The 24689-nt window shown below is 64.3% G+C and carries 16 protein-coding genes; 10 read left to right on the top strand and 6 right to left on the bottom strand.

Annotation, left to right across the window (positions count from 1 at the left end):
- Positions 1-77: 77 nt before the first annotated feature.
- From CSZ94_RS04805 to CSZ94_RS04795, 3 genes are all read right to left on the bottom strand, one after another.
- Positions 78-3119, bottom strand: a complete 3042-nt coding sequence (locus tag CSZ94_RS04805; RefSeq protein ID WP_102120470.1) for a TonB-dependent receptor — start codon at positions 3117-3119, stop codon at positions 78-80.
- 504 nt (positions 3120-3623) lie between these two features.
- Complete coding sequence (locus CSZ94_RS04800; protein ID WP_102120469.1) at positions 3624-6569, bottom strand: TonB-dependent receptor plug domain-containing protein; 2946 nt, start codon at positions 6567-6569, stop codon at positions 3624-3626.
- Between the two features lie 98 nt (positions 6570-6667).
- Entirely contained in the window at positions 6668-10018 is a 3351-nt protein-coding gene (locus CSZ94_RS04795) for a TIM-barrel domain-containing protein (RefSeq protein ID WP_180977369.1), read from the bottom strand.
- A 346-nt stretch (positions 10019-10364) separates the two neighbouring features.
- Here CSZ94_RS04795 and CSZ94_RS04790 point away from each other — a divergent pair, with 346 nt between their 5' ends.
- From CSZ94_RS04790 to CSZ94_RS04755, 8 genes are all read left to right on the top strand, one after another.
- Positions 10365-11513 carry an SIS domain-containing protein gene (locus tag CSZ94_RS04790; RefSeq protein ID WP_102120468.1) on the top strand — a complete coding sequence of 383 codons (1149 nt, stop codon included), beginning with the start codon at positions 10365-10367 and terminating at the stop codon, positions 11511-11513.
- Positions 11500-12453, top strand: coding sequence for an ROK family protein (locus CSZ94_RS04785; RefSeq protein WP_102120503.1), 954 nt, complete (start codon positions 11500-11502; stop codon positions 12451-12453). Before CSZ94_RS04790 ends, CSZ94_RS04785 begins: the two co-directional genes overlap by 14 nt.
- On the top strand, positions 12453-13796 hold the full coding sequence (locus CSZ94_RS04780; protein WP_219725968.1) for a D-tagatose-bisphosphate aldolase, class II, non-catalytic subunit: 1344 nt from the start codon (positions 12453-12455) through the stop codon (positions 13794-13796). Before CSZ94_RS04785 ends, CSZ94_RS04780 begins: the two co-directional genes overlap by 1 nt.
- Before the next feature lie 35 nt (positions 13797-13831).
- Positions 13832-14599, top strand: coding sequence for a DeoR family transcriptional regulator (locus tag CSZ94_RS04775; protein WP_102120467.1), 768 nt, complete (start codon positions 13832-13834; stop codon positions 14597-14599).
- A gap of 3 nt (positions 14600-14602) precedes the next feature.
- Positions 14603-15697: an N-acetylglucosamine-6-phosphate deacetylase gene (locus CSZ94_RS04770; RefSeq protein WP_102120466.1), complete on the top strand. Its 1095-nt coding sequence runs from the start codon at positions 14603-14605 to the stop codon at positions 15695-15697.
- A 37-nt stretch (positions 15698-15734) separates the two neighbouring features.
- On the top strand, positions 15735-17522 hold the full coding sequence (locus CSZ94_RS04765) for an MFS transporter (protein ID WP_102120465.1): 1788 nt from the start codon (positions 15735-15737) through the stop codon (positions 17520-17522).
- A 201-nt stretch (positions 17523-17723) separates the two neighbouring features.
- Entirely contained in the window at positions 17724-19121 is a 1398-nt protein-coding gene (locus CSZ94_RS04760) for an amino acid permease (protein WP_102120464.1), read from the top strand.
- Between the two features lie 76 nt (positions 19122-19197).
- Positions 19198-20484: a DUF445 domain-containing protein gene (locus CSZ94_RS04755; RefSeq protein ID WP_102120463.1), complete on the top strand. Its 1287-nt coding sequence runs from the start codon at positions 19198-19200 to the stop codon at positions 20482-20484.
- 7 nt (positions 20485-20491) lie between these two features.
- On the opposite strand, the gene CSZ94_RS04750 is transcribed toward CSZ94_RS04755, so the two are convergent.
- A complete protein-coding gene (locus tag CSZ94_RS04750; protein WP_146009741.1) occupies positions 20492-20791 on the bottom strand; it encodes a hypothetical protein in 300 nt (99 codons plus the stop codon).
- Positions 20792-21524: 733 nt separating this feature from the next.
- Between CSZ94_RS04750 and CSZ94_RS04740 the strand changes: the two genes are divergently transcribed.
- Positions 21525-22370 (top strand): universal stress protein, encoded by an 846-nt coding sequence (locus tag CSZ94_RS04740; RefSeq protein WP_102120461.1) that lies wholly within the window; start codon positions 21525-21527, stop codon positions 22368-22370.
- Between the two features lie 112 nt (positions 22371-22482).
- Here CSZ94_RS04740 and CSZ94_RS04735 read toward each other — a convergent pair whose 3' ends face one another.
- Together CSZ94_RS04735 and CSZ94_RS04730 are read right to left on the bottom strand one after the other, a co-directional pair.
- A complete protein-coding gene (locus tag CSZ94_RS04735; protein WP_102120460.1) occupies positions 22483-23877 on the bottom strand; it encodes an ATP-binding protein in 1395 nt (464 codons plus the stop codon).
- Complete coding sequence (locus CSZ94_RS04730) at positions 23874-24119, bottom strand: response regulator (protein WP_258000772.1); 246 nt, start codon at positions 24117-24119, stop codon at positions 23874-23876. The genes CSZ94_RS04735 and CSZ94_RS04730 overlap by 4 nt, the downstream gene beginning before the upstream one ends.
- A gap of 231 nt (positions 24120-24350) precedes the next feature.
- Here CSZ94_RS04730 and CSZ94_RS04725 point away from each other — a divergent pair, with 231 nt between their 5' ends.
- Positions 24351-24587: a cytochrome b/b6 domain-containing protein gene (locus CSZ94_RS04725; RefSeq protein ID WP_258000771.1), complete on the top strand. Its 237-nt coding sequence runs from the start codon at positions 24351-24353 to the stop codon at positions 24585-24587.
- The last annotated feature ends 102 nt before the right edge of the window (positions 24588-24689 follow it).

The following is a 24689-nucleotide window of genomic DNA, read 5'->3' as shown; positions in this document are numbered from 1 at the left end:
CACGCGACGACGATCAACGCAGTCCCCGCTTCTGAGGGGCGCCAGCAGGGGATGTATTCATCTACTGGGATAGGCTCTTAATAGGTGTATTCCGCCGTAAAGCGCACCGAACGCGGCGCCGTGCGTCCAGCCACCTGCAGGTAGTTGCGGGCGATGGCGCCATGGTCTTCGCGCGTTTCGTTATAGCGGGTCACGGTCTGGCTGTTGAACACATTGAAGACGTCCACTTTCAGGCTCAGGCCCTTGACGGCGCTGGGAGTATAGGCCACATTCATGTCCAGCAGGGCTTGCCACGGCAGGCGACCCTGGCTGCCACGCGGCGCCGGCTTGCCGTTGCAATAGAAGTAGGAATCGCCGTAATCGTTCTCGAACTTCAGGTTATCGGGCAGCGCGCCGATGCAGTTGCGCGGCGCGCCCGAGGTCAGCGACAGGTTGGCGCCGACCGTCACATCCGGGATGAGGTGCATGAAACCGTAAGCCTTGAACGCATGGCGATGGTCGCCCGGCAGATAGCCATACGCGTTGTACATCAGTTCCTTGTGGTCGTCGCTGACCGTCAGGCCCACGTCGCCGCCGCCGATGCTGTCCGTCTGGCCTTCCATATTGCCCTTCAGCCCAGACAAGGTGTAGGTCAGCTTGCCGTACCAGCCGTTCGTGTACGGGTGCTCGACGAACATATTCAAGGCACGATAGGTGCGCGATGGCAGCGGATTACCCCACTCTGCGGCCGAAATATCCACGCGGCGCAAGCCCTTGCCGTCGTCAAAGTCCACCATCAGGCTGTTGTCGCGGCCAGGGTTGATGATGGCGCACTGGAAGCCGCCCCAGTTGCTCGTGTCGACGCTGTTGCGCGTGGCCCAGGCTTGCAGCGGACGCGCGTCGCAGACGTCATCATTGGTGTCGTTCAGCTTGCGATACAAGACGCTGGCGCCCACCACCAGTTTCTTGCTCAGGGCGCGTTCGAAGCCCAGCGAGAATTCATCCTGCGACAGCGGTTTCAGGCCGATGGCCGTCACTTCGCGGGCATCGCGGCTCTGGCCATACGCATTGTTGGCCGAATACGGCTTGCTGATCGCGTGCAGGCCCGTTGGCGCGCCCGTGACCGGATCGACGCCCGTGTAGGTGTACATCTCGCTGGTGGCCAGAAAGGGGCTGGCCATATTGCTCGACAAATTCGATGGCACTGGCAAGTGGTAGCGGCCACCGTTGGCAAAGAATTTCAGGGTGCCATCGCCCAGGTAATCCCAGGTGGCGCCCACGCGCGGGGCGATCATGTTGCGCTGCGAAATGAAGGCCACGCCATCGGTGCTGTAGTTGGTGAACTGTTCCCGACGCAGGCCCAGGTCCAGCAGCACCCGTTGCGTGACCTGGTAGTGATCCTGGAGGTACTGCGCCGATTGCACGCTGGTCGGACGCGCCAGGTTGGCGTTCAGGTCCTTGCTGACGTAATAGCCCTGCGTGCCGTAGCCGCCACCCTGGGCCGGCGTTTCGAAGGCGCCGTTAATCGCGCGGTTCGGATCGTCCGCTTTCAGATAGCTCCAGCGGTAGCCGCCCGCCAGGCTCAGGCCCACCTTCGATTCCACGTCGATGCGGTCGACGCCGCCGCGCAGCGAGTGCTTGCCTAACTTGTATTCGAGGTCAAGGCGCTTGGCTTTCTGGCGGTCTTCCGATGAAGGATCGACCAGGGTACCCGTCACCGTTTGCGGATTGGCATAGCTCAGGCCCGGCACCTGGGTCGACGTGTTCGACGAGGTCTGCGCCAGCAGCGGATTGTAGCCATTCGGCGTGCGGGTATGCGCAGTGCGCGATTCGCCCATCATGGCCGTCACGGTCAGCTTGTCCGTCAGGTAGCCCGTGTACTTGAAGATGTCGATGTTGGCGCCCGGCGCGGCCGATGAGCCACAGCAGTTTACCGTCGTCTCGCCCTTGCCTGCCTGTACGCCATTGCTCGCATGCGTGGCGTAGTTGTAGCCATACGCCTGGCTGTCCGTCTTCGTGCGGTCATACAGTTTGGTGTATTCGAAGTGATGGTCGTCCGTCAGGTTGTAGTCCAGCTTGGCCATCATCCGGTCCACCTTGCTCTGGCTGGTGCTCCAGCCGCGCGCCAGGGCCGTACCCGAATCGGCGGTGGCGGCAACGGCCTGGCTGTCGGTGCGCGTCTGCTCCAGCGCCACGAAGGCGAACAGCTTGTTCTTGATCAGGGGGCCGCTGCCATACAGGCCCACGACCTTGCTGGTGCTGCCGTTGTCGCGGTTCCAGTACAGCAGATTGCCGTCCGTCTTGGGATTAGCGCCCGTGTTCGGATAGTAGGTGTTCTCCGGTTTGCCTTTCAGCGAACGGGGAATGATGGAAACCTTGCCGCCGAATTCGACCTTGTTGCCGCCGCTCTTGGTGGTGATGTTGATCACGCCGCCCGTGGAGCGGCCAAACTCGGAACCGTAGCCGCCCGACAGCACCTGCAGGTTGGAAATCGCGCCAAACGGCAGCTCCGACGCGCCCACCTGGGTCAGGATATTCGTGATGGGGAAGCCGTTGACGTAAAACGCGTTTTCCGACTGGCCCGAGCCGCCGATCGATGGCGCATTGCCATACACACTGTTGGTGCCGCGCGCCACGCCCGGCGTCAACTGCACGATGGAAGCCACGTCATTCCCGACCGGCAGCGCTTTCAATTCCTTGGCCGTGAAGATCACGCCATTGTTGGTGTTCGACACGTCGATCGGGTTGCGCGACGCTTTCACCACGACGGTCTGCGCCTGGCCCACGGTAGCGGCCGCGCCGACCGGGCCGAAGTTCGCTTCGGCGCCCGCGCCGATCAGGGCTTCGACTTCCTGCGATGCTTCGACCGAACCGGCACGCAGCACGCGCACCGCATAGCGGCCTGGCGGCATGGAGTTGGCCACATAGCGGCCCGAGGTATCGGGCGTCAGGCTGCGCTGCACGCCCGTCGTCAGGTTTTCCAGCACCACGGTGGCGCCGGCCGGCGCGCTCACTTCGCCGAAAATGGTACTGGTGGCATTCGACTGTGCCCAGGCCTGGCCTGGCACGCCGGCCGCCAGCGCAATCACGATCGCGGCGGCGCGGCTGATGTCGCGCAATTTGAGTCGGGGGCTATGCATGATGTCTCTCCGTCTATATCGAGGGTTATGCGCGCCCTCCCCACTCCAGGGCAGAGTCGGGGGAACGCAATTTTTATGGTGGTCGTCGGAAGGTAGCGCCAGGCAGTTGCACCTTTCGGGAAATCAGTCCGTTTCGGCTGATTTTCGTTTTCTTGGGATTACTTTAAAAAGAAAAATAAGTATCGTCAACAAAAAGAAAGTTATAACGCAAATTTATCGCTAAATCCAACACGCAAAGGCAATTTATCTTTCGATTTACTCGGCAGCCCGATAAATAACTTTCGTTATCGTGGTGTGGCAGATACACACGAACGCAAGGAGATACTCAGCAGCGCACGATCCGCGCAGTAATCGGGCGAGAAAAACACGAAAGAAGACAGGGGTCGCACCTTTCTCTTGCGTTTATCTTTCGTATTGTAAATTTCGGAATAGTATCTTTTCTTTTCCATGACAAGACCCCTGCCCGCCACCATGCCGACCGGCAGGCCGGGCCAACGTCACGCTTTAAAAGAACTTGTAGCTGGCCGAGAGGGCAAACTGGCGGCCGAACAAGTCCTGGCTATGGTTGTAGCCTTCCCAGCCGTTCGGGTCGTAGTACGGCTGCTTGTTGAACGCGTTTTTCACGTTCAGGCCGATGTCCAGGTGCTTGATCGGCTTCCAGCTGAAGGCCAGGTTCACCGTGGTGTACGACGGCGCACCCTTGCACTGGCCCGCAGGCAGTGCCACGGAGGCGGCGGTGCAGTTTTCCGGCGTGTTGTCCTTGTCCCAGGGGCCATACGCCCAGCGCGTCTTGCCCGAGTAGTTGACGAACACGCTGCTGACGAAGTTGCGGTAGCTCCAGTCAGCGTTCACGGTGGCGCGGTAACGCGGCGAATCGTAGTAGCCGACGGTATTGCCCTTGATGTCGCTGCCGTCTTCGCTGTCATGGGTGTCGCGCTTGCGGATGGTGGCCGCGATGCCGGTACTCAGCTTGCCCCAGTCGCCGAGCGCAAAGCGCGTGCGCGCGTCGATGTCCACGCCGTCCATCAGGGTGCTGCCCCGGTTCGAGTACGAGTTGATCAAGCCGCCCAAGTTGCCCACCGAGTAGCCCGGCACGCCGCCCGCGCACACGCCCGTGTTGGCGGGATTGGCGCACATGGCCGCCACTGCCGCCACGTTGCCCCGGTCCGTATCGGTCAGGTCATTGCGGATGGCGTTAGGCGTGCCGGCCAAGGTCGGGCCGTACTTGTCCACCAGTTCCGTAAACAGTTCGTTGAAGTCCTGGCGCACGATTTCGTCGCGGCGGTTGATGAACCAGTAGTCGATGGAAATGCTCACGTCCTTGGCCGGCTGCAGCACCAGGCCCACGGTGGAAATCTTGGCCTTTTCCGGACGCAGGTTCTGGTTCGGCGGCGTCAGGCCGCCCACCGTCGTGGAGCAATTCGAATTGAGCAGGCTCTTGCCCAGGTCCGCATCCGTTGCCCCCCTGGACTTCATCAGCGCACGCGCCATGGCATTCGTTTCGTCGCAGCGCACCGTGTCGCGGATGCCGCCCACCTGCGCAAAGACGCCGCCCGTGCCCGCTTCGGCCAGGTTGGGCGCGCGGAAGCCTTCCGAATACGTCCCGCGCAGCATCAGGTCCGGCCGCGCGCGCCAGATCACGCCCAGCTTGGGCGCCAGGTTGGCGGCGAAATGCGGGTATTTATCCAGGCGCGCGGCCGCATTGACTTCCAGGGTGTTGCTGAGCGGCACCACCACTTCGCCAAACACGGCGGCGATGGTGCGCCGGCCATCGAACCAGGAACCGCCCTGCTGCGTGATCAGGCCATTGGCCGCATCCGCGTTGCCGGGCGTGAGAAAGCTCTCGCGCATGATGTTGGTGCCCACGGCGGCGCGCACCTCGCGCTCGCCCAGCTTGAACAGGGTGCCTTCGACCTTCGCGTCCCAGGTCATCAGCTTGGTCCAGGATTCGATGGCGAAGGTCGGGTAGGCAGCACGCAGGAGCGCCGCGTTGGCGTCACTGATTTCGCCGAACTGGTAGGCGGGATTATCCGAGATGTACGTGCGGCCGCTGACGGGGTCTTTCGTGAACGGGCCGAACACCTGCTCGAAGCCCTTGATGTTGATGTTCGCCGTCTGGAACAGGGTCGAATGGCTGCCCGCCACGCTGAGCGCCGTTTCAAAATCCCAGCCGCCGCCGATGCTGCCGCGCAGGCCGACCAGCGCGCGATAGTTTTCATCGACATTTTTCTGGCCGAAGTGGCCCGTCGCATCCTGCAGCAGGTAGTTCAAGCCGGCCGCGCCGCCCATCCTGGCCAGCATATCGGCATCAAGCTTGCCTTTCAGGTAGACGTTGTTCGGGCTCAGAAAAGGTGTGGCGAAGGTATTCAAGGTATTGCCTGTGTTGCGTGCAAACCAGTTGTTGGTGCTGCCGCTGTTGAAGCTGGACGGCCCGTTTTCGCCGCGCATCTTGATGTGGGTGTAGGCGCCTTCCGCGAACGCTTCCATGTCGCCGCCGAGTTTCAGCCGGCCGCTCAGGTAGGCCGTGGCCCGCTCCGAGGTGGGCCCCGTGTCAAGCTGGTTGGGCAGCGCATTCCACACGCAGCGCGTACCCGACGCTTCGGTGATGCTGGTGTTGCAGCCAGGCGCGGCGCGCTGGGTGCGCGCATTGTTCTTCGCCTTGTCGAAGACAAAGAAGGTCCCCGGGTTCATCACGCCCGGCTCGCTGCCGACGCCCACACGCATGTTGGGAATGAAATTGGGATTGTTCGCATAAAAATACGCGGGACGCTTTTGATAAGTGTCGGCCAACGCGATGCGGTCGCGCTGGTAGACGTTCACGGAACCGTAGATGTTATAGCCGTCGCTGGCCAGGTCGCCCAGGCCATACAGCACGCTGGCCTGGCGCTCGCCATAGGCTTTCACGCTGGGTGAAAACTCGCCATTGGCGCGCACTTCCAGGCCTTGATACGACTTCTTGGTGATGACGTTGATGACGCCAGCCACGGCATCCGAGCCATACACGGCCGACGCGCCGTCCGTCAAAATTTCCATGCGCTCGATGGCGGCGGCGGGAATGGCGTCGATATTGACGAACATGGTCTGGAAGCCGGCCGGCGCGCCATAGAACGACAGGCGGCGGCCATTCAGCAGCACCAGCGTGCCCTGCGCACCCAGGCCGCGCAAATTGGCCTGTGAGCCACCGTCCGAGCCCGTAAACATCGAGCGGAAATCCTGCTGCGCCGGGCGGGCAGCGGGCAGGTTGTCGAGCACTTGCAGCAAAGTGAGCGCGCCCATGTTTTCAATCTGCTTGGCGTTGATCACCTGCACGGGCGACGCCGTTTCCGCGTTGATGCGCTTCAGGCTGGAGCCCGTCACTTCGACACGCTGCAGTTTTTCCTCCTCCGCTGCCAGCGCTGTCGACGCCAACCCTACCGCCACCATGGCGGCCATCAGTTTTTTCAAGTGCATTCCCATCTCCATTTTTATAAGTGATTTGTTTTCGTCAGGCTGCAAGAGCCCCTCCCCGATCCGAAGAGGGGCTCGTTTTTAGTGAAATGATGAGGTGTCTAGCGCGGCTTGACTGTCGCGCCTTCCGTGCCGGTCAGCACGGCGTTGGCCCAGTTGCCGCACACCTGGGCCGGGTGGGCGCCGCGCGCGCCCAGGGTACGCAAACTGAGCTGGCTCAAGCCGCGCACGTCGATTTCAGGTTTGACTACCCCGGGAGCGGTGACCAGGCCGCTGTCGTACAGCAGCCGCTCACCGCTCCAGACCTGGAATTGCAAGCCGCCCGCGCGGCGGCAGCTATCGTCCACGCCCAGGTCGGCGCGCAGCAGATTCCAGTTGCCCGCCAGCTGCAAGTCGATGCGGCTGCTCGGCCCCACGCCCAGGCCCTTGCGGAACCACAGCCCGTTCATGCGCATGTCGGCTGCCTTGCCGGCAGGCCGGTCGCGGCCGATATTCTTTGGCAGCGCCAGGTCCGACAAGTAGCGCTGTACTTCAGCGCCTTCGGCCACGCGGTGCTCAAGCACGCGGAATTCGGACAGGGTCACGGGCGCCACGTCGGTCGCCAGCGCCGCGTCAAACGCGCGCGCCACCGGCCCCGCCTGCGCCGCCGTGACCATCGGATCGGTGGACGCCGCGCCATCGCCTTCCGGATTTTGCGTGCTTACGACGCGGAAGCGCAGCAAGCGCCCGGCCGTGGCGGGGAAATTGATCGTCTGCGCACCCTGTTCCAGTTTGAGCGTGCCCCGCTGCAGCGGCGCGCCCCATTCGCCGTTGTTGTCGCCGATGTAGATTTCATAGTCGCGCACCTGGCCATGCTTCCAGTGCTGGTCGTTGCGCGGCGCCAGTTCGATGCCGTCCACCAGGCGCCGCTCCGTAAAGCCGATCACCCATTCGTGCGGTCCGCTTTTCACGGACGGGCTGCGCACGCTGCGGAACCACGTCTCCGGCTTGCCATCGAAAGCGTTTTCCAGCGGATAGCCGCTTTCCTCCGCAGGACGCGCCACCACCTGCATGGCGTCGGCCGGCAAGGCGCGGCCCGGCACGGGGGCGGCCGGGAAATCGGCATCGATTCTGGCCACGGCCAGCGCACCGGCGACCTGCAGCATCAAAGGCTGGCGAATGTCCTGCGCTGCCACTTTCACGTGCAGGGTGCCTTGCCTGTCTGCCGCGTCGAAGTACCAGCCTTCGACTGCCTTGTCATAGGCGGCACGGTCGGCGGATGCCGCGATCAGACGTTCGCCAGCCCGCACGGCGGCCGGTGCCCGGCCCGCCAGCATGCGCAGCGCATAGCCGCGACGCGCTTCCTGACCCGCGTACTGGCCATCGACAGCGCCAATATCGACTTGCACATCGCCGCCCGTCTGGCGCATGCGAATGATTTGCTGGCTGAAGGCACCGCCCTGGTACTGGCGCGTGTTACCGTCGTCTTCATACAGCGTGTACTGGGAGTCGCCGTGCGGGTAAATATCGAGGGTCAGCTGATCCTTCGGTTTCTGACCGTCGTACAGCATTTCCGGATACATGGGCAAGATGGCGCCGGCGCGCACGAACACGGGCAGCTTGTCCAGCGTGACCTGCATATCCAGGTCGCGCCCCTGGGCGGCGGCCGTGGCCTGGCGGCCATCCCAGTAGTCGTACCACGTGCCCTGCGGCAGGTGGATGCCCTTGCGCCAGCCGCCGCTAACGGCCTGGCTGCGGTAGACGGGCGCCACCAGCACGTCACGCCCCAGCAGGAATTGATATTTATAGGCTTCCGTATAGGCGGCCGGGTCTTGCGGGTAATCCCACATCAGGCCGCGCACCAGCGGCGCGCCCGATTGCTCCGCTTCGCGCACCAGCGTATACATGTACGGCGTCAAACGCATCTTGAGCTTCAGGTAGCGGCGGTTGATGTCACGGTACGGCTGCTCGAACCACCACGGATGCTTGCGCTCGGCCGCAGCCCAACCGGACATGCCCATCAGGACGGGCGTAAAGCTTTTCCACTGCAAGTCGCGCAGATAGGTTTCCGGGCTGCCACCGAAGATGGCGTCCACGTCGCCCGATGCATACGCCTGGCCCGACAGGCCCGAGCCGATCAGGGTGGGGATGTGCCAACGGATGTAATCCCAGCTGGCACTCTGGTCGCCCGTCCACGCCACGGCGTAGCGCTGGATGCCGGCCCAGCCCATCACCGTCCACAGGAAGGGCCGGCTGTCGGAATTATTCAGGATGCCGTCATAGGCCGACTTGTTCGCATCCATGGCGAACTGGTAGCCCTTGCCCGTCCACGCCACGTCCAGCTTTTGCACGCGGCTGCCGGCCTGGCCCACTTCCCAGGCAATCTTGTCGACGCCGTTTTCCGTCCACAGGCCCGTGCGAAAACCATAGCCGGCCAGGCCCTTCACCGTTTCCGGCAAATTCGTGTAGCCGCAGCCATAACCATCGTTGGGCAAAATCCAGCCGCCCGGCATATCGTGTTCGCGGTACTGGCGCGCCACAGTTTCCACCACGTCCGGCGTCTTGCCCGTGGGGCCATCGCTCCAGCCTTTCGGCACGGAGCCGGGCTTTTTCACGTTGTCGCCATCGTTATAGCAATCGGCGTCGCCATATTCCAGCGCCCAGCGGGGCAGCATGCGCGCGCGGCCCGTCAAGTCCGTGTAGCGGGCGACCACGTCGCGCAGGTCCTTGCCGACAAAGAAATACGCATCGAAGCGCCCTTCTGCATGCTGCAGCGAGATCTGCTCCTTGTCGCGCAAATCGTAGTTTCCGTCGGCCCAGGTATTGCGCAGCACGCCCCAGCCCCGTGAACTCATCAAAAATGGCGCGGGATTCGGCCGGTCGCCCTCTTCCCAGCCGCCCGAATACGACACGGGCACCTGCTTGCCCTTGAATTCGAAGCGGCCATTTTGCTGGCCGCCGCCAAAGTAACGCTCGCCCGGCCGGCTCGATAGCACCTGCACGCCCTGCTTGTCGTCGAGCGACAGCGGCTGCACTTCGCGCCACAGGGGCACCAGGTCGCCCTTGCGGTACAAGGTAAAGCGCAACGGTTGACGGTCGATGCGCAAGCTCAGGGCTGCGGTGCTGATCAGGATATGCTCGGCCTGCTCGCTGAACTGGTACGCCACTTGCGCGGCAGGCTGGCCCACCACGACGGGGGCGGCCTTGTCGCCCGGCCCCGTCAAGCCCGCCTTGCCGCCTGCCTGGATGCGCAGCACATCCGCCTGCGGCAGGCTGATACGCAGCTGCATGCCTGTGTCGCTGCGCAGGTCCCAGCCCAGCCCTTCCCCCTTGGCCGCGTCGGCCGCATGCATGGCGGAAATCGTCTGCAAATTGCCGATAGTCGCGGCCTGCAAGCCGGGCGCAACCAGCGTGGCGAGGGCGGCGAGAACGCAGGCGGCAAGGGCGCGGCGGGGAAGCGGGAGAGGTTTCATCTGAGGGCTTTCAAAAATCAATGCGATGGAAATACTTTAAGAAGAAAAATAAATATCGTCAATCAAAAGAAAGATAAAGAGGCAATTTATTAATAAAATGCCCAAAACCGACGTATTAATCTTACGTTTTGCCAAATTTTCACAAAACATACTTTCGTTATCGTCGCATTTCAGCGACAAGCGGCAGCGCCACAGGGTTTCATGCGGCACTGCAACACGATTTCAAGCGGATAAAACGACATTATTTCGCAAGTCATCAAACAATTGACTTTCGTTTTACTTTCGTATTTGACTTTTCGAAATTTAGTATTTATGCTTTCCCCAACAAACACTTTATTGACACTCCATGACTACCCTTCTTCAGCGTGACATTCAAACCTGGCGCGACATCGGCGGCCTGCACACGGCCGAGGAAATCGCGCACCAGCCAGCCATCTGGCGCGCGCTGTCCAGCATTTTGCGCAAGCAGCAAGCCAGATTGGCCGCCTTCCTGGGCGACGCGCTGTCCAATCCCGCGCAGCGCGTCATCCTGACGGGCGCCGGCAGCTCGGCCTATGTGGGCGAGATCGTCGTCGATACCCTGAATGCCGCCTGGCCCGCGCAGATCCGCGCCATCGCCACCACCACCCTGCTGACCCACCATGAGCTGTACCTGGAAGCGCACGCGCCCACCCTGCTCGTCTCGTTTGCCCGCAGCGGCGACAGCCCGGAAAGCCTGGCGGCCGTGGAACTGCTGCGCCAGGTCGTGCCCGGCGCGCGCTTTTTGAACATCACCTGCAACGCCGATGGCAAGCTGGCACGCCAGGGCGCCAATGACAGCAATACTTATAACTTGTTGATGCCGGAAGGCAGCTGCGACCGCGGCTTCGCCATGACCAGCAGCTTTAGCAGCATGCTGCTGGCGGCCCTGTCTGTGCTGGGCAAGGACACGGATTTGACGCGCCTCGACACGCTGGCGCAGTTGGGCGAGCAAGCCTTGCGCGACTGGTCGGCGCCTGTGGCGGACCTGGGATCAACCCCCGTGCAGCGCGTGGTCTACCTGGGCAGCGGCCCGCTGGAAGCGCTGGCAAAGGAAGCGGCCCTGAAGATCCTGGAATTGACAGGTGGCCGCGTGATGGCGATGGCGAATACCCCGCTGGGTTTCCGCCACGGCCCGAAATCGGCCGTTACCAAGGAGTCGCTGGTGATCCTGCTGCGCAGCAGCAAGCCGCTGGCGCGCCAGTACGAAGACGATCTATTGAAAGAACTGCAGCGCGACAGCGTGGCGCAGACGTGCCTGACGGTGGGCATCGGCGGCGACTTATCTGTCAACTTGACGGCCGACGCACCGGTCTGGCCCGACGCATGGCTGGCGCCATTGTGGCTGCTGATGGCGCAGCAATATGCGCTGCACCAGTCCGCGCTGCTGCAACTGCGCCCCGACAATCCATTTGCCGGCGGCATCGTCAACCGTGTCGTACAGGGCGTCACCATCTATGGCCATGAGCAATTCTAATCACACTGCGGGCTACCACGGCATCGACATCGGCGGCAGCAAGATGGAACTGGTGGCCTTTGCCGACCGCGACGGCGCGCTGGCCGAGGTGTTCCGTGAGCGCGTGGCCACGCCGGGCGACGATTTTGCCGCCTTCGTGCAAGCCATCGTCGACCTGGTGGCGCGCGGCGACGCCGCCCTGGGTCTGACGGCGCCCGTCGGTATCGGCTTGCCCGGCGTGATCGACAGCGCCAGCGGCCGGCAACTGAGCTCCAACGTGCCCGCCCTGAACGGCCGCCTGGTGGCGCAAACCCTGCAGCAAGCTTTGCTACGCCCTGTCGCCATCGGCAACGATTGCCAGTGCTTCGCCCTGTCGGAAGCGCAAGGCGGCGCGGCCCAGAATGCCGCCAGCATGTTCGGCGCCATCCTCGGCACGGGCGCCGGCGGCGGCTATTGCGTGAGCGGCCAGCTGCTGCGCGGCTTTAACGGCGTGGCTGGCGAATGGGGCCACTGGAGCCTGCCCGCCACCCTGCTGGCGCAGCATGGCCTGGCCGAATATCCCTGCCCATGCGGTAAAAGCGGCTGCCTGGAACGCTATGTCTCCGGCCCCGCCATGCGCAAAATCCACGCGCATTTCGGCGGCGACGGTGCCGAGCCGCTCGCCATCGTGGCCCGCGCCAACAGGGGCGATGCAGTAGCAGAACGCACGGTCGCCGTGCACCTCGATGTGCTGGGCCACGCGCTGGCCGGCCTGGTGCTGGCCTACGATCCGCACCTTATCGTACTCGGTGGCGGCCTGTCCAAGCTACCCCACCTGTACGACAAGCTGCCGGCCGCCGTCAAGCGCCATCTGTTCCCCGGCGTGCACGTGCCGCCCATCTTGCCGCCCCGCTTTGGCGACGCCGGCGGCGCGCGCGGTGCGGCCCTTTTGATACGACAACATACAAAGGCGTCAACATAATGAAGCAAGTGGAAAACCCGACCTTTACACTGTCCCCGATCCAGCAAGTGATCAAGGCGCACCGCCGCGGCGAACGCGTGGGACTGTATGCCGTCTGCTGCAGCCACCCGAGCGTGCTGCGCGCCGCCATGCGCGTGGCCAGCGAGTACGACACCGTGCTGCTGGTCGAAGCGACCTCGAACCAGGTCGACCAGTTCGGCGGCTACACGGGCATGACGCCGGTGGCCTTTCGCGATAGCATACTGGCACTGGCGCGGGAACAGGGTTTCCCGATCAGCCGACTGGTGCTGGGCGGCGACCATCTTGGCCCGAACGCCTGGCAGCACCTCGATGCGGCCACCGCGATGGCCCACGCCGAAACCCTGATCGCCGCATATGCGTCGGCCGGTTTCCATAAAATCCATCTCGATTGCAGCATGCGCTGCTTTAATGACCCTTTGCAGCTCGACGATGAAACCGTGGCGGCCCGCTCGGCGCGCCTGTGCATCGTCGCCGAAGCGGCAGCGGCCGCCGCCGGCTTCGCACCGCCCGTCTACGTGATCGGCACGGAAGTGCCGATTCCAGGGGGCGAAGCGTCGCTGGCGCAAGCCGGCGCCGTCACCAGCCCGCAAGCGGCGCGCCGCACCCTCGACGTGCACCGCAGCGCGTTCCTGGAAAACGACTTGCATGGCGCCTGGCGCCGTGTGATTGCCATGGTGGTGCAGCCGGGCGTCGATTTCGACCAGAACAGCATCCAGCACTACGACGCGCCGGCCGCCGCCGAGCTGTCGGCCTTTGTGGCCGAGCAACCTGGCCTGGTGTTCGAAGCCCACTCCACCGACTACCAGCGCGAGTCCGCTTTGCACGCCATGGTGCGCGACCATTTCGCCATCCTGAAAGTGGGCCCGGCCGCCACCTTCGCCCTTCGCGAGGCGCTGTACGCCCTGTGCCAGATAGAAGAAGAACTGCTGCCGGCGCACGCCACGTCGCAACTGATGCAGGTGCTCGACGACGTGATGCTGGCCAAGCCGAAGAACTGGATCAAGCATTACCTGGGCACGCCTGACGAACAGCGATTGATGCGCCGCTACGGCTTGAGCGACCGTTGCCGCTATTACTGGGGCGAGCCGGCAGTGGCGGCCGCCGTCGACAAGCTGCTGGCCAATCTGGACGCCCTGACGATTCCGCTGCCACTGCTGAGCCAGCATTTGCCCGAGCAGTACCTGGCCGTGGTACAGGGCAGCTTGAAAGCGGAAGCGCCAGCCTTGATCGAGCACAAGATCGGCAGCTTGCTGGCGCAATATGCACGCGCCTGCAACCGCAATGCGGCCGTCCCCGTCGTTGCCGAAGCGGCAATCTGTTAAGCTCGATATTTTCATTTTTTACTGAGCCCGCCACCATGCGAAATACCAGCCAACGCCGTGAATCCATCCTCCAAATGCTTGCCCAGCAGGGTACGGTGCAAGTGACCGATCTGGTGGAAAAGCTCGGCGTGTCCGCGGTCACCATCCGCAGCGACCTGAATGCGCTGGAAGCGCAAGGCATGGCCACGCGCAGCCACGGCGGCGCGACCCTGACGCGCACGCCACCGCCGGAGCACACGATACGCCAGAAGGATGCCATCAACCACGAGCAGAAGGAGCGCATCGGCGCCTTCGCTGCGCGGCTGGTGGAACCGGGCGACAACATCATCATCGATTCGGGTACCACCACCATCTCGCTGGCGCGCCATTTGCGCGACGCGACTGGCGTGACGGTGGCCACGAATGGCCTCAACATCGCGTGGGAACTGGCCGACGCGCCCGGCGTGGACCTGATCCTGACGGGCGGCCTGCTGCGCAAGCAATCGCTGTCGATCCAGGGCAGCCAGGCCGAAACCTGCTTGCAAGCGTACAGCTTCGACAAGCTGTTTTTGGGCGTGGACGGCTTCGACCTGCAGTTTGGCGTCACCACCCACCACGAAGCGGAAGCAAGCCTGAACCACAAGATGGTGGAACGGGCCAAGAAGATCATCGTTCTCACGGACGCCTCCAAGTTCGGCCGCGTCAGCCTGCACCGCATCGTGCAGCTGGACCGCGTCGATACCGTCATCACCGATGCCAGCATCAGCCAGGAATACCGCGAAGGGCTGCAAAAGCTGGGCATCGAACTTTTTATAGCGGAATAACACATGCTGAGTGGCAGAATCCTTACCCCATCTGGCTGGATCACGGGCACCATCACTTTTGACCAGCGTATCGTCCAGATACAAGAAGACCCTGCCGCCGACAGCGCGCTGACCATTCTGCCCGGCTTCATCGACCTGCACGTGCACGGCGCGGCCGGCGTCGACATCATGGAAGGCGGCGACGCCGGCGCCACCGTGGCGCGGGTGCACGCGCGCCACGGCACCACGGCCCTGCTGGGCACCACCCTGACGGCCAAGGAACCCTCGATCCTGCGCGCCCTGCAAGGCCTGGCCGGCGTCATCGCCGAGCGCCCGGCCAACGGCGCGCGCATGCTGGGCGTGCACCTGGAAGGACCTTTTTTAAACCTGCATCGCCTGGGCGCGCAGCCGCCCGACGTGGTGCAAGCCAGCCTGGCGCTGGTGCAGCGCTTTCACGCCATCGCGCCCATCAAGGTACTCACCATGGCGCCGGAAATCCCCGGCCATCTGGAATTGATCCCGCAACTGGCGGCGATGGGCATCCGCGTGCAGATCGGCCACAGCGCCGGCACGTATGACGAAGGCGTGGCGGCGCTGAAGGCCGGCGTCTCCGGTTTTACCCACCTGTATAACGGCATGACGGGCATGACCCATTACGACCCCGGCATGGTGGGCGCGGCGCTGGCGCATGCCGAATACGCGGAAATCATCCCCGACCTGCAGCACGTGGCCAAGGGCGCCTTGCGCGCTTCCCTGCGCGCCATTCCGCGCCTGTATGGCGTGACGGACGCCACCTCGGCCACCGGCATGCCCGACGGCGAATACGGCCTGGGCACGCAGCGCGTCTACAAATGCCTGGGCTGCGTGCGCCTGGCCACGGGCTCGCTGGCCGGCAGCGTGCTGACCATGGACCAGGCCCTGCGCAATTTCGTCGAGCTGGGCCTGGACCTGGCCGACGCCTCGAACCGTTTGTCGCTATACCCCGCAGATTACCTGGGCGAATCCGCACGAGGCCGTTTGGCACCGGGCGCCTGGGCCGACATCGTCGTCCTCGATGCCACACTACAGCCCGTGTCCGTCTTCGTTGAAGGCGCGGCCATCGATCTTTCCACCCGCTAGACCCAGCCCCCAACCTCAACCCCGTCCCGGAGTTTTCATGCACGACACGTCACACAAGGCCCCCGTGTGGGCCATGCGCTACCTGCTATTTATTGCCGGCATGGGGGGATTGCTGTACGGCATAGACATCGGCATCATCGCCGGCGCCCTGCCCTACCTGGAATCGACGGCCTCGGTGGCCTGGAAACTGACGGCGCAGCAGCTGAGCTTTATCGTCGCCGCCGTGCTATTGGGCTCAGTCCTCTCGTCGCTGTTCGCCGGCGCCCTGGCCGACCTGCTGGGCCGGCGCTGGGTGATGTTCCTGGCCGGCGCCCTGTTCAGCGCCAGCATCCCGCTGATCGCCCTGGCCGACGGCTACACGCCGCTGCTGCTGGGCCGCCTGCTGCAAGGCATCAGCGGCGGTTTCATCGGCGTCGTCGTGCCCCTGTACCTGGCCGAATGCCTGCCCGCGCAGCAGCGGGGACGCGGTGCCGCCCTGTTCCAGCTGCTGCTGACCATCGGCCTGGTGGCCGCCGCCCTGATCGGCCTGCAGCAGGCGCAGACGGTGGAAACGGCCACACAGGCGGCGCAAGCGTTGCCGGAAGCGGGCCGCATCGCCGCCATCTTCACGGCCAAGGACCACGCCTGGCGCAGCATCTTCTGGGTCTGTCTGACGCCGGGCCTGGTGTTTACCGTCGGCGCCCTGCTGCTGGCCGATTCGCCGCGCTGGCTGGCGCAACGGGGACGCATCGAACAGGCGCGCCAGTCGCTGCTGCGTACGCGAGTGCCCGCCGCCGCCGAGCTGGAGCTGCGCGAGATGCAAGATACGCCAGAGAACGCTGCCAAGGCGAGTGGCAAGGCCAGGGACCCGCTGCTGAGCCGCCGCTATGTACTGCCCTTCCTGCTGGCCTGCCTGATCCTCGCCTGCACGCAGGCGACGGGCATCAATTCCATCCTTGCGTATGTCGTCAATATCCTCAACCAGGCCGGCTTGTCGGGCGCCTCGGCCAATATGGCGGACGTGCTGCTGAAGGTACTGAATGCCGTGATGACGGTGGTGGCCGTGCTGCTGGTGGACCGCAAGGGCCGAAAATTCCTGCTGATGCTGGGCACGGGCGGCATCGTCGTCTCGCTGCTGGCGGCCGGTTTGCTGTTCCGCGGTGCGGAAGCGCACCTGGCCGACGTGCGCCCCGCCATCGCCACGCAGGTACAGGCAGACGGCCTGACCCTGCACCTGGACACCGCCACCCTGCAAGCCCTGGGCGCGGCGACCGACGGCACGCCGCAGCAGCTGACCATCGCCTACGCCTACGGCCCCTTCACCAATGTGAAAAGCCTGCGCAGCGACGATCCCGTGCTGCGCCAGGTGACGATCGCCCGCGCAGATGCCGTGCAGGCCGACAGCGTGATCGGCGTCTTCTTCCGCAAGCTGCACCTGAACCCCTTCGCCGACCCGGCCGCAGGGCGCGAAGCGCCGCTGCGCATCGAGAAAGCCAGCCTGGGCCCCGTGCCCTCATCCACGCACGGCTGGCTGGTGGCTGTCGCCATCTGCGTGTTTGTCTCCAGCTTTGCTGTGGGTCCTGGCGTGTGCGTGTGGCTGGCCCTGTCCGAGCTGATGCCGACCCGCATCCGTTCGAACGGCATGAGCATCGCCCTGCTGGTGAACCAGTTCGTCTCGACGGTGATCGCCGCCATCTTCCTGCCCACCGTGGGCTTGCATGGCTACTCGACGCTGTTCTTCTTTGGCGCCAGCTGCACCGTGCTGTATTTCCTGGCGGCCGCCTTCCTGCTGCCGGAGACGAAGGGCAAGACCTTAGAAGAAATTGAAGCGCACTTCGCCAGCTAAGCAACTGTAGCAGTCTCCTTTACGCCCCCGGTCCATCATCCCGGGGCTTTTTTTTGCCTGCCAGGCAAGTTTAAAGGGCTGGCGCGCGCGGCACTGTACGGTTTTCCTTCAGCAATCCCGGCCGCCTGGGCTAGAATCTGGCTGCGTCGTGCTGCTCACGAGGCGGCAATGGCGCCATGACAAAAACTACCAGGAGACACAGTGAGCTTATTTAGAACCAAGAATTTGGATGACATGATTGCCCACAGCAAGAAGCCGGGAGGTCTGGCCAAGGTGCTGGGGCCCTTCGACCTTGTGCTGATGGGCATAGGCGCCATTGTCGGCACCGGCATTTTCGTGCTCACCGGCACGGGCGCGCTGACGGCCGGCCCCGCCCTGTCGCTATCGTTTGTCGTGGCCGCCGTCGCCTGCTGCTTCGCCGCCCTGTGCTATGCGGAATTCGCCTCCACCGTGCCCGTGGCCGGCTCCATCTACACCTACAGCTATGCCACTTTGGGCGAGCTGGCCGCCTGGATGATAGGCTGGGACTTGCTGCTCGAATACGGCCTGGCCGCGGCCGCCGTCTCCGTCGGCTGGTCCGGCTACTTCCAGTCGCTGCTGTCGGGCTTTGGCATCGCCCTGCCCGTGGCCCTGACGGCCGCACCGGGCGCCCTGCCCGGCGTGACCACCTTCATCAACCTGCCGGCCCTGGTCATCATGCTGCTGCTGACGGCCATGCTGGGCTGGGGCGTGCGCGAATCGGCGCGCCTGAACAACATCATGGTCGCCATCAAGGTGGGCGTGGTGCTGCTGTTCATCATCTTCGGCGCGCGCCACGTGCAGCCGGCCAACTGGCAGCCCTATATGCCCTTCGGCTACCATGGCATGCTGAGCGCCGCCGCCCTCGTCTTCTTTGCCTTCATCGGCTTTGACGCCGTCACCTCGGCCGCCGAGGAAGTCAAGAAACCGTCGCGCGACTTGCCCATCGGCATTATCGGCTCCCTGGCCGTGTGCGCCGTGCTGTATGTGGTGGTGTCGGCCATCATGACGGGCATCGTGCCGTATCAAAAATTCCTCGGCGTCGACCATCCCGTCTCGCTGGCCCTGCAATATGCGGGTGAAAACTGGATCGCCGGCTTCGTCGACCTGGGCGCCATCCTGGGCATGACGACCGTCATCCTGGTGATGGCCTTCGGCCAGACGCGCATCATCTTCGCCATGTCGCGCGACGGCTTGCTGCCCAAGCGCCTGTCGACCGTGCACCCGCGCTTTCACACGCCGTTCTTCGCCACCTGGCTGGTCGGCATCGTCTTCGGCCTGATCGCCGCCGTGATTCCGCTCAACATCCTCGCCGAGCTGATCAACATTGGTACTTTGGCCGCCTTCACCATGGTGTCGATTGCCGTGGTGGTGCTGCGCAAGAAGCGTCCCGACCTGCCGCGCGCCTTCCGCTGCCCTGGCGTGCCGTATGTGCCGGCGCTGGCCGTGATCATGTGCGTGAGCCTGATGACATTCCTCAGCTGGGTCACCTGGATGGCCTTTTCCATCTGGCTGGTGATCGGCCTGGTCATCTACTTCGGCTACGCGCGCCGGCGTTCGCTGCTGCACCCAACGCAGTAAAAAGTCCCCGCAACGACATATTCTGTCGCTGCCGCAGTTAAGATGGCGGTCTCGCAAACAACGCAGGCCGCCATCCATGCAACCCTCTCCCGATCTCATCGCCCAGCTGGACCGGAGCACGGACCAGCTCAAGCGCGCGCGCCTGCGCAGCATGCAGCTGCTGGCCGTCGGCTTGCTGCTGCTGGCCGCGCTGGTATTTGCCGTGGCCCGCTCGCAACGGGGCAGCCACGCCGCCTGGGGCTATGTGGAAGCGTTCGCCGAAGCGTCTATGGTGGGGGCGATTGCCGACTGGTTCGCCGTCGTCGCCCTGTTCCGCCACCCGCTCGGCATCCCCCTGTGGCATACGGCCATCATCCCGAACAGCAAGGCGGACATAGGCCGCAGCCTGGGCGCCTTCGTGGAAAACCATTTCATTAGCGAGCAAGGCATCGCCGAGCGCATCGTGCAAGCCGACCCCGCCGCGCGCATGAAAGACTGGCTCAGTGACGAGATCCACGCGCAGCAGCTGGGCAAGGCCGGCGCCGGCGTCGCCAGGCAGCTGCTGGCGATGGCCGATCACGACAAACTGGGTCGCTTGTTGCGCGAGCAGGCCAGCAGCTACCTGGGCCAATTGAATCTGTCGGATGTGGCGGCCGACTGCATCGATGCGCTGATCGCCGATGGCAAGCCGCAGGAACTGCTGGACTTTATGCTCGACCGCAGCGCCGCCTACCTGGACGACGAAGCGCACCACGCTGCCATCGGCGACTTCGTGCTGGGCGCCTTCCAGATCGAGAACGCGCTGGTAAAAAAGGCCGTGAAAGCGTATCAGCCGCGCATGATCGCCTCACTGCAAAAGTTTGCCCTCGCCGTGCGCGTCGACCCGGCCCACCCGCTGCGCCAGCGCATCGCCGGCTGGATTGCCGACAGTGCGCTGCACCTGAAGGCCGATCCGCAGTGGCAGGACACCGTGCGCCGCTACCAGCTGCAACTGGTCGCCAGCGATACGGTGCAAGCCATGCTGGGCGACGTCTGGAACAACCTCCGCAGGCGCCTGCTGGCCGACCTGCACGCCGACCAGCCCATGCTGGCGCAAGCGATCGCCAGCCTGGCGCGCAACATGGGCCAGGTGCTGGGCACGGATGCGACTGCGCGGATATGGCTGAACGACGCCATCGTCGCCGGCAGCGGCTCGCTGGTACGCCGCTACCGGGGCGAAGTGGGCGCCTTCATCGCCGGCCGCCTGGACTTGTGGAGCAAGGAAGAAATGAGCGAGCGCATCGAACTGGCCATCGGGCGCGACCTGCAATTCATCCGCATCAACGGCACCATCGTGGGCGGCCTGGCCGGTTTGTTGATCTACGCCGTCAGCCAGGCGTTTTAAGCGCCACCTACCAGCCGGACACGCTGCCAGCCGCGGCTGCGCACGACACCACGCCGCACGCGGTGCTGAACAACATCGGCACGCCGGCGCGCCCCGTGGCGATGCAGGTCACGGCGGGGGGCACAGCAAACAGCAAGGCCAGACAGGCTATCGTCTGCAGGCGCCCCAGGGGCGGGGACGGGGCGGCCATGCTGCGCCACATGCCGGCGCACACCGCCAACGTCAAGCGCGGATGGCGCATGCGCCTGAACGGCAGCTTGTCCATGCCTGCCTCTGCCCTTCCCTTTGCCGACCTGTTCGCATGCATGTCCATCTCCTCTGTCAGCCAATACCGGCTAGGCCCGCCGACTTGGGCGCCTGGCCCACTTACGTATCAGGCTGCCATTGCATTTTGCCGCATAAAGTTCCCAAATACAATAAAGAGATCCATAGAGAAACATTTTTTTGGGGGTCAGCCTGCGGTGCAACAGGGAAATTCTGTCTTCTCAGAATGACATTGCGGCGCGGCGCGCTTGCACTGGCGTCCAGGCCGAAACAACACCATAGATGAAATTCACATAAAATCATGACAATCAATAATTTTCGTCAAATTTCATTTATTTAACGCAGGATATTCCCGCGCTCCCAAGCGGACCGCCTGTGCATGGCGCTGCAGGAGACTGGCGCGCCAGGCAGCATGCTCCACGCATCCCGTCAAAGTTGATGTACATCATAATTTTCTAAACAAATTCTTGCTATCCTGTAAAAAATTGACAGGAATACCGGATGAGCAAGACGCAGTCACACGCCACCCTGACAGACCACGTGGCGCCATGGCGCTCCTTCTACAAGCTGCAACTGTGACCGACTCGGACGTCGACTTCCTGCTCACATCGGGCTGCCACCATGCGGGCGTGGTCTCGCCGCCTGGCAAGCCTGGCTGGCGCAGGGCCCGGGCGCGCAAGTGGCGCCGCCGGCCATGGCCTGCGACCTAGACGACGCGCCAGGCAGTTACGTACGACAAACCTGATCACCGACAGCCGACAACCGAGGAAAACACCATGCCCTACACCACCCTGCTGGTCCACGTAGACAATTCCCGCCACTGTGCCCAGCGCATCCGCCTGGCCGCGCGCCTGGCCATTGCTGAAGGCGCCCACCTGATCGGTTCGGCCATGAGCGGCATCTCGCGCTATGCGTACGGCGGCGGCGTCAATGCGCTGCAATTCGCGCCGGCGCAGATGCAGGCGCTGCGCAGCCAGGCCAGCGAAGCCTTGCATGAATTCGAGCGCATCGCCCGCGAAGAAGGCCTGGGCACTTACGAAACGCGCTTCGTCGACGACGATGCGCAAGGCGCGCTGCTGCTGCAGGCGCGCTATTGCGACTTGCTGATCCTCGGCCAGACGGATGCGCAGGATACGCCGTCGCGCGTCATCGCCGGCACGCCCGAATACCTGATGCTCCATTGCGGCCGGCCCGTGCTGATGGTGCCGCACGCGCCGTCCGCTGCGCTAGCGGGCAGCGCGCAGCATCCGCTGCTGGCCTGGAACGGCAGCGCCGAAGCGCTGCGCGCCATCACCGATGCGCTGCCGCTGCTGCAACGTGCGCAGCAGGTGACCCTGGCCGTCGTCAATTCGCACGCCCAGCCGGCCGCGCACGGCGAGCAGCCGGGTGCCGACCTGGCCCTGTACCTGACGCGCCACGGCGTCAATGTCGAGGTGCTGCAACACGACACGCCGCCGGGCCAGGACGTGGGCGCGGCATTGCTGGCGATGGCCGCGCAGCGGCGCTGCGACCTGGTGGTGATGGGCTGCTACGGCCACATGCGCCTGCGCGAGGCGCTGCTGGGCGGCGTCACGCGCACGGTGTTGCAGGAGATGACCTTGCCGGTGCTGGTCTCGCACTGACAGCGTCAAGCTGCCGTGGCGCCGAACAGCGCACCGATGCCCGATGCCGCCGCCGGCCCACGTTGTGCATCCGGTGAAACTCGCGGTGCCGCAATGGCATGCTGAAACTCCTTTATGCATGAATGGACGGGCCGGTGGGTGCGGGAAAGCGCACCGTCACCACCAGGCCCGTGCCGTCCGGCCCGGCGGCCAGCTGCACGCTGGCGCCATGCGTTTCAGCGATGCGCCGCACGATCGACAAGCCCAGGCCGCTGCCCGGCTGGTGCGCACCAGCAGCGCGGAAAAAGCGTTCGAACACGCGCTCGCGCAAAGGCTCGGCGATGCCGGGCCCCGTATCGCTCACGCGTAGCAGCACGCCATCGGCCCCGGTGCAGCAGGCCAGCGCCAGCGTGCCGCCGGCCGGCGTGTAGCGCATGGCGTTGTCCATCAGGTTGCGCGCCAGGATCAGAACATGGTCCAGTTGCAAACGGCATGGCGCCGTGGCCAGGTCGGCCCGCAGCAGCAAATCCTGGCGTTGCGCCTGCACCATCCAGGCAGGCAGCTGTTCGGCCAGCAAGGCGGCCAGGTCCAGCACGGGCAGCTCGGGCGGCGGCGACTGCGGGTCGAGCCGGGACAAGGTCAGCAACTGCCCCACCAGACGCGTGGCGCGGTCCACGCTCAGGCCCAGGCCCGTCACGGACTCGCTGCGTTCAGCATCGCTGCGCGCGCGCTGCAACACCTGCAGGTTGGTCTTGATGGCCGCCAGCGGCGTGCGCAATTCATGCGCGGCATCGGCCGTGAAGCGCTGCTCCTGCTCGCGCGTCTGGCGCACGCGCACGAACAGGCGGTTGATGGCCTGCAGCAGCGGCTGCACTTCCATGGGGGCGCCCGTCACGCTGACATTGGCGAGATCGTCGGGCGTGCGCTGCGCCACTTCATCGGCGCAACGGCGCAGGGCGCGAAACACGCGGTTGATGCTCCACCAGATGGCCAGCGCCGCCAGGGCCGCCATCGGCAAACCGATGGCCAGCAGCTTCAGGGCGAAGCGGCTGCTGATTTCCTGGCGATGGCTGGCCGGTTCCGCCACCTGGATCTGCAGCTGCGCGTCGTGATTCCAGCTCGTGTAGATGCGCCACAGGCGGCCATCGTTGTCGCGCCAGCTGTAGCCGACATCGGCAGGCGCGGCGAATGCCCGGTCCGGCGCGCCGGCGTTCTTGTACATCAGGCGGTGCTGCGCATCCCATACCTGGAACAGCAGGTACTGGCGGTGGTTGCGGTTCTGCGCCGCCGGCATCACCAGCGACGTGCTCGCGCCATGCTCCTGCACTTCGTGTTCCGCCAGAGAGAGCAGCAAATGCCCCGTCTCGGCCAGCGACTGGTCGAACAGTTCCTGGCTTTCGCGCCCCGCTTCCAGATACACGATGGCGGCGCTGAAGCCCCATAAGGTGAATGTCAGTCCCAGCAGCACGGCCAGCAGCGTGCGCCGCAGCGACCATGCGCCCGCGTTACCCGGGATGGCGGGCATCATGGACACGCCTGCGTATCGGGCGTAGCGGGCTTGTCGATGCTGTAACCGATGGCCAGTGCCTGCATGCCATCCTCGCCCGGCAGGGCCGGGGCTAGCAACAAACAGCCATAGCGGTGCAGGCGCACGGCCATATGCGCGCTTTCGGCCGACTGCACCCAATCGACCGCATAGCCGGCTTGCTCCAGCCCCATCTGCGTGGCGCGCCCCAGCTGGGGGTCGTCTTCTGTCAGCAATATGCGCATCCTGGCCTGTCCTGTCTGAATTTCATGCAGGCAGCGTAGGGGCCGGACATTAAGAACTTCTTAACATCTGCTGGCGACCATCCGTCCAACGTCCACTTCCGCTGCCTCCCATCTTAACCGCTGCCAGCCTTGCTGGACAATACTGGCCCTGCTCGACGCTCGCCATCCGGTCCATCGACTGAGGCGGCGCCAACACGATTCATCCACGCGACTCACCGAGAAGTATCTACCATGAACACCGAAAAATTGACGACGCAAGGCTGGCGCCACGCGGCCCCGGCACACCTGCTGCACTGGCTGATGGCCGTGCTGATCCCCGCCATGCTGGCCCTGGGCTGGACCATGATGGAGGTCGAGGACGATCCCGGCAGCGAGGTGTACTTCAATCTGCATAAATCGCTGGGCTTGCTGCTTTTGCTGCTGCTCGCCGCGCGCGCCGCATGGCGCCTGGGCCACAGGCCGGCCTGATCGTGCTGCATGCGCTGGCGGGCCTCAAGCATCTGCTGCTGGACAAGGACGGGGTCTTCCAGCGCATGCTGTAGCGCGCACCGCCTTTCATCGCTTCTTCAC

The sequence above is a fragment of the Janthinobacterium sp. ROICE36 genome, assembly GCF_002869965.1.
Classification (GTDB): domain Bacteria; phylum Pseudomonadota; class Gammaproteobacteria; order Burkholderiales; family Burkholderiaceae_D; genus Janthinobacterium.
The sequence above is the reverse complement of the archived record's forward strand: the minus strand, read 5'-3'. Positions and strand labels throughout refer to the sequence as shown.

Coding starts and splice junctions, on each gene's coding strand:
- CSZ94_RS04805 (WP_102120470.1), bottom strand. CDS start 3,119: ATGCATAGCCCCCGACTCAAATTGCGCGACATCAGCCGCGCCGCCGCG.
- CSZ94_RS04800 (WP_102120469.1), bottom strand. CDS start 6,569: ATGCACTTGAAAAAACTGATGGCCGCCATGGTGGCGGTAGGGTTGGCG.
- CSZ94_RS04795 (WP_180977369.1), bottom strand. CDS start 10,018: ATGAAACCTCTCCCGCTTCCCCGCCGCGCCCTTGCCGCCTGCGTTCTC.
- CSZ94_RS04790 (WP_102120468.1), top strand. CDS start 10,365: ATGACTACCCTTCTTCAGCGTGACATTCAAACCTGGCGCGACATCGGC.
- CSZ94_RS04785 (WP_102120503.1), top strand. CDS start 11,500: ATGAGCAATTCTAATCACACTGCGGGCTACCACGGCATCGACATCGGC.
- CSZ94_RS04780 (WP_219725968.1), top strand. CDS start 12,453: ATGAAGCAAGTGGAAAACCCGACCTTTACACTGTCCCCGATCCAGCAA.
- CSZ94_RS04775 (WP_102120467.1), top strand. CDS start 13,832: ATGCGAAATACCAGCCAACGCCGTGAATCCATCCTCCAAATGCTTGCC.
- CSZ94_RS04770 (WP_102120466.1), top strand. CDS start 14,603: ATGCTGAGTGGCAGAATCCTTACCCCATCTGGCTGGATCACGGGCACC.
- CSZ94_RS04765 (WP_102120465.1), top strand. CDS start 15,735: ATGCACGACACGTCACACAAGGCCCCCGTGTGGGCCATGCGCTACCTG.
- CSZ94_RS04755 (WP_102120463.1), top strand. CDS start 19,198: ATGCAACCCTCTCCCGATCTCATCGCCCAGCTGGACCGGAGCACGGAC.
- CSZ94_RS04750 (WP_146009741.1), bottom strand. CDS start 20,791: ATGCATGCGAACAGGTCGGCAAAGGGAAGGGCAGAGGCAGGCATGGAC.
- CSZ94_RS04740 (WP_102120461.1), top strand. CDS start 21,525: ATGCCCTACACCACCCTGCTGGTCCACGTAGACAATTCCCGCCACTGT.
- CSZ94_RS04735 (WP_102120460.1), bottom strand. CDS start 23,877: ATGATGCCCGCCATCCCGGGTAACGCGGGCGCATGGTCGCTGCGGCGC.
- CSZ94_RS04730 (WP_258000772.1), bottom strand. CDS start 24,119: ATGCGCATATTGCTGACAGAAGACGACCCCCAGCTGGGGCGCGCCACG.
- CSZ94_RS04725 (WP_258000771.1), top strand. CDS start 24,351: ATGAACACCGAAAAATTGACGACGCAAGGCTGGCGCCACGCGGCCCCG.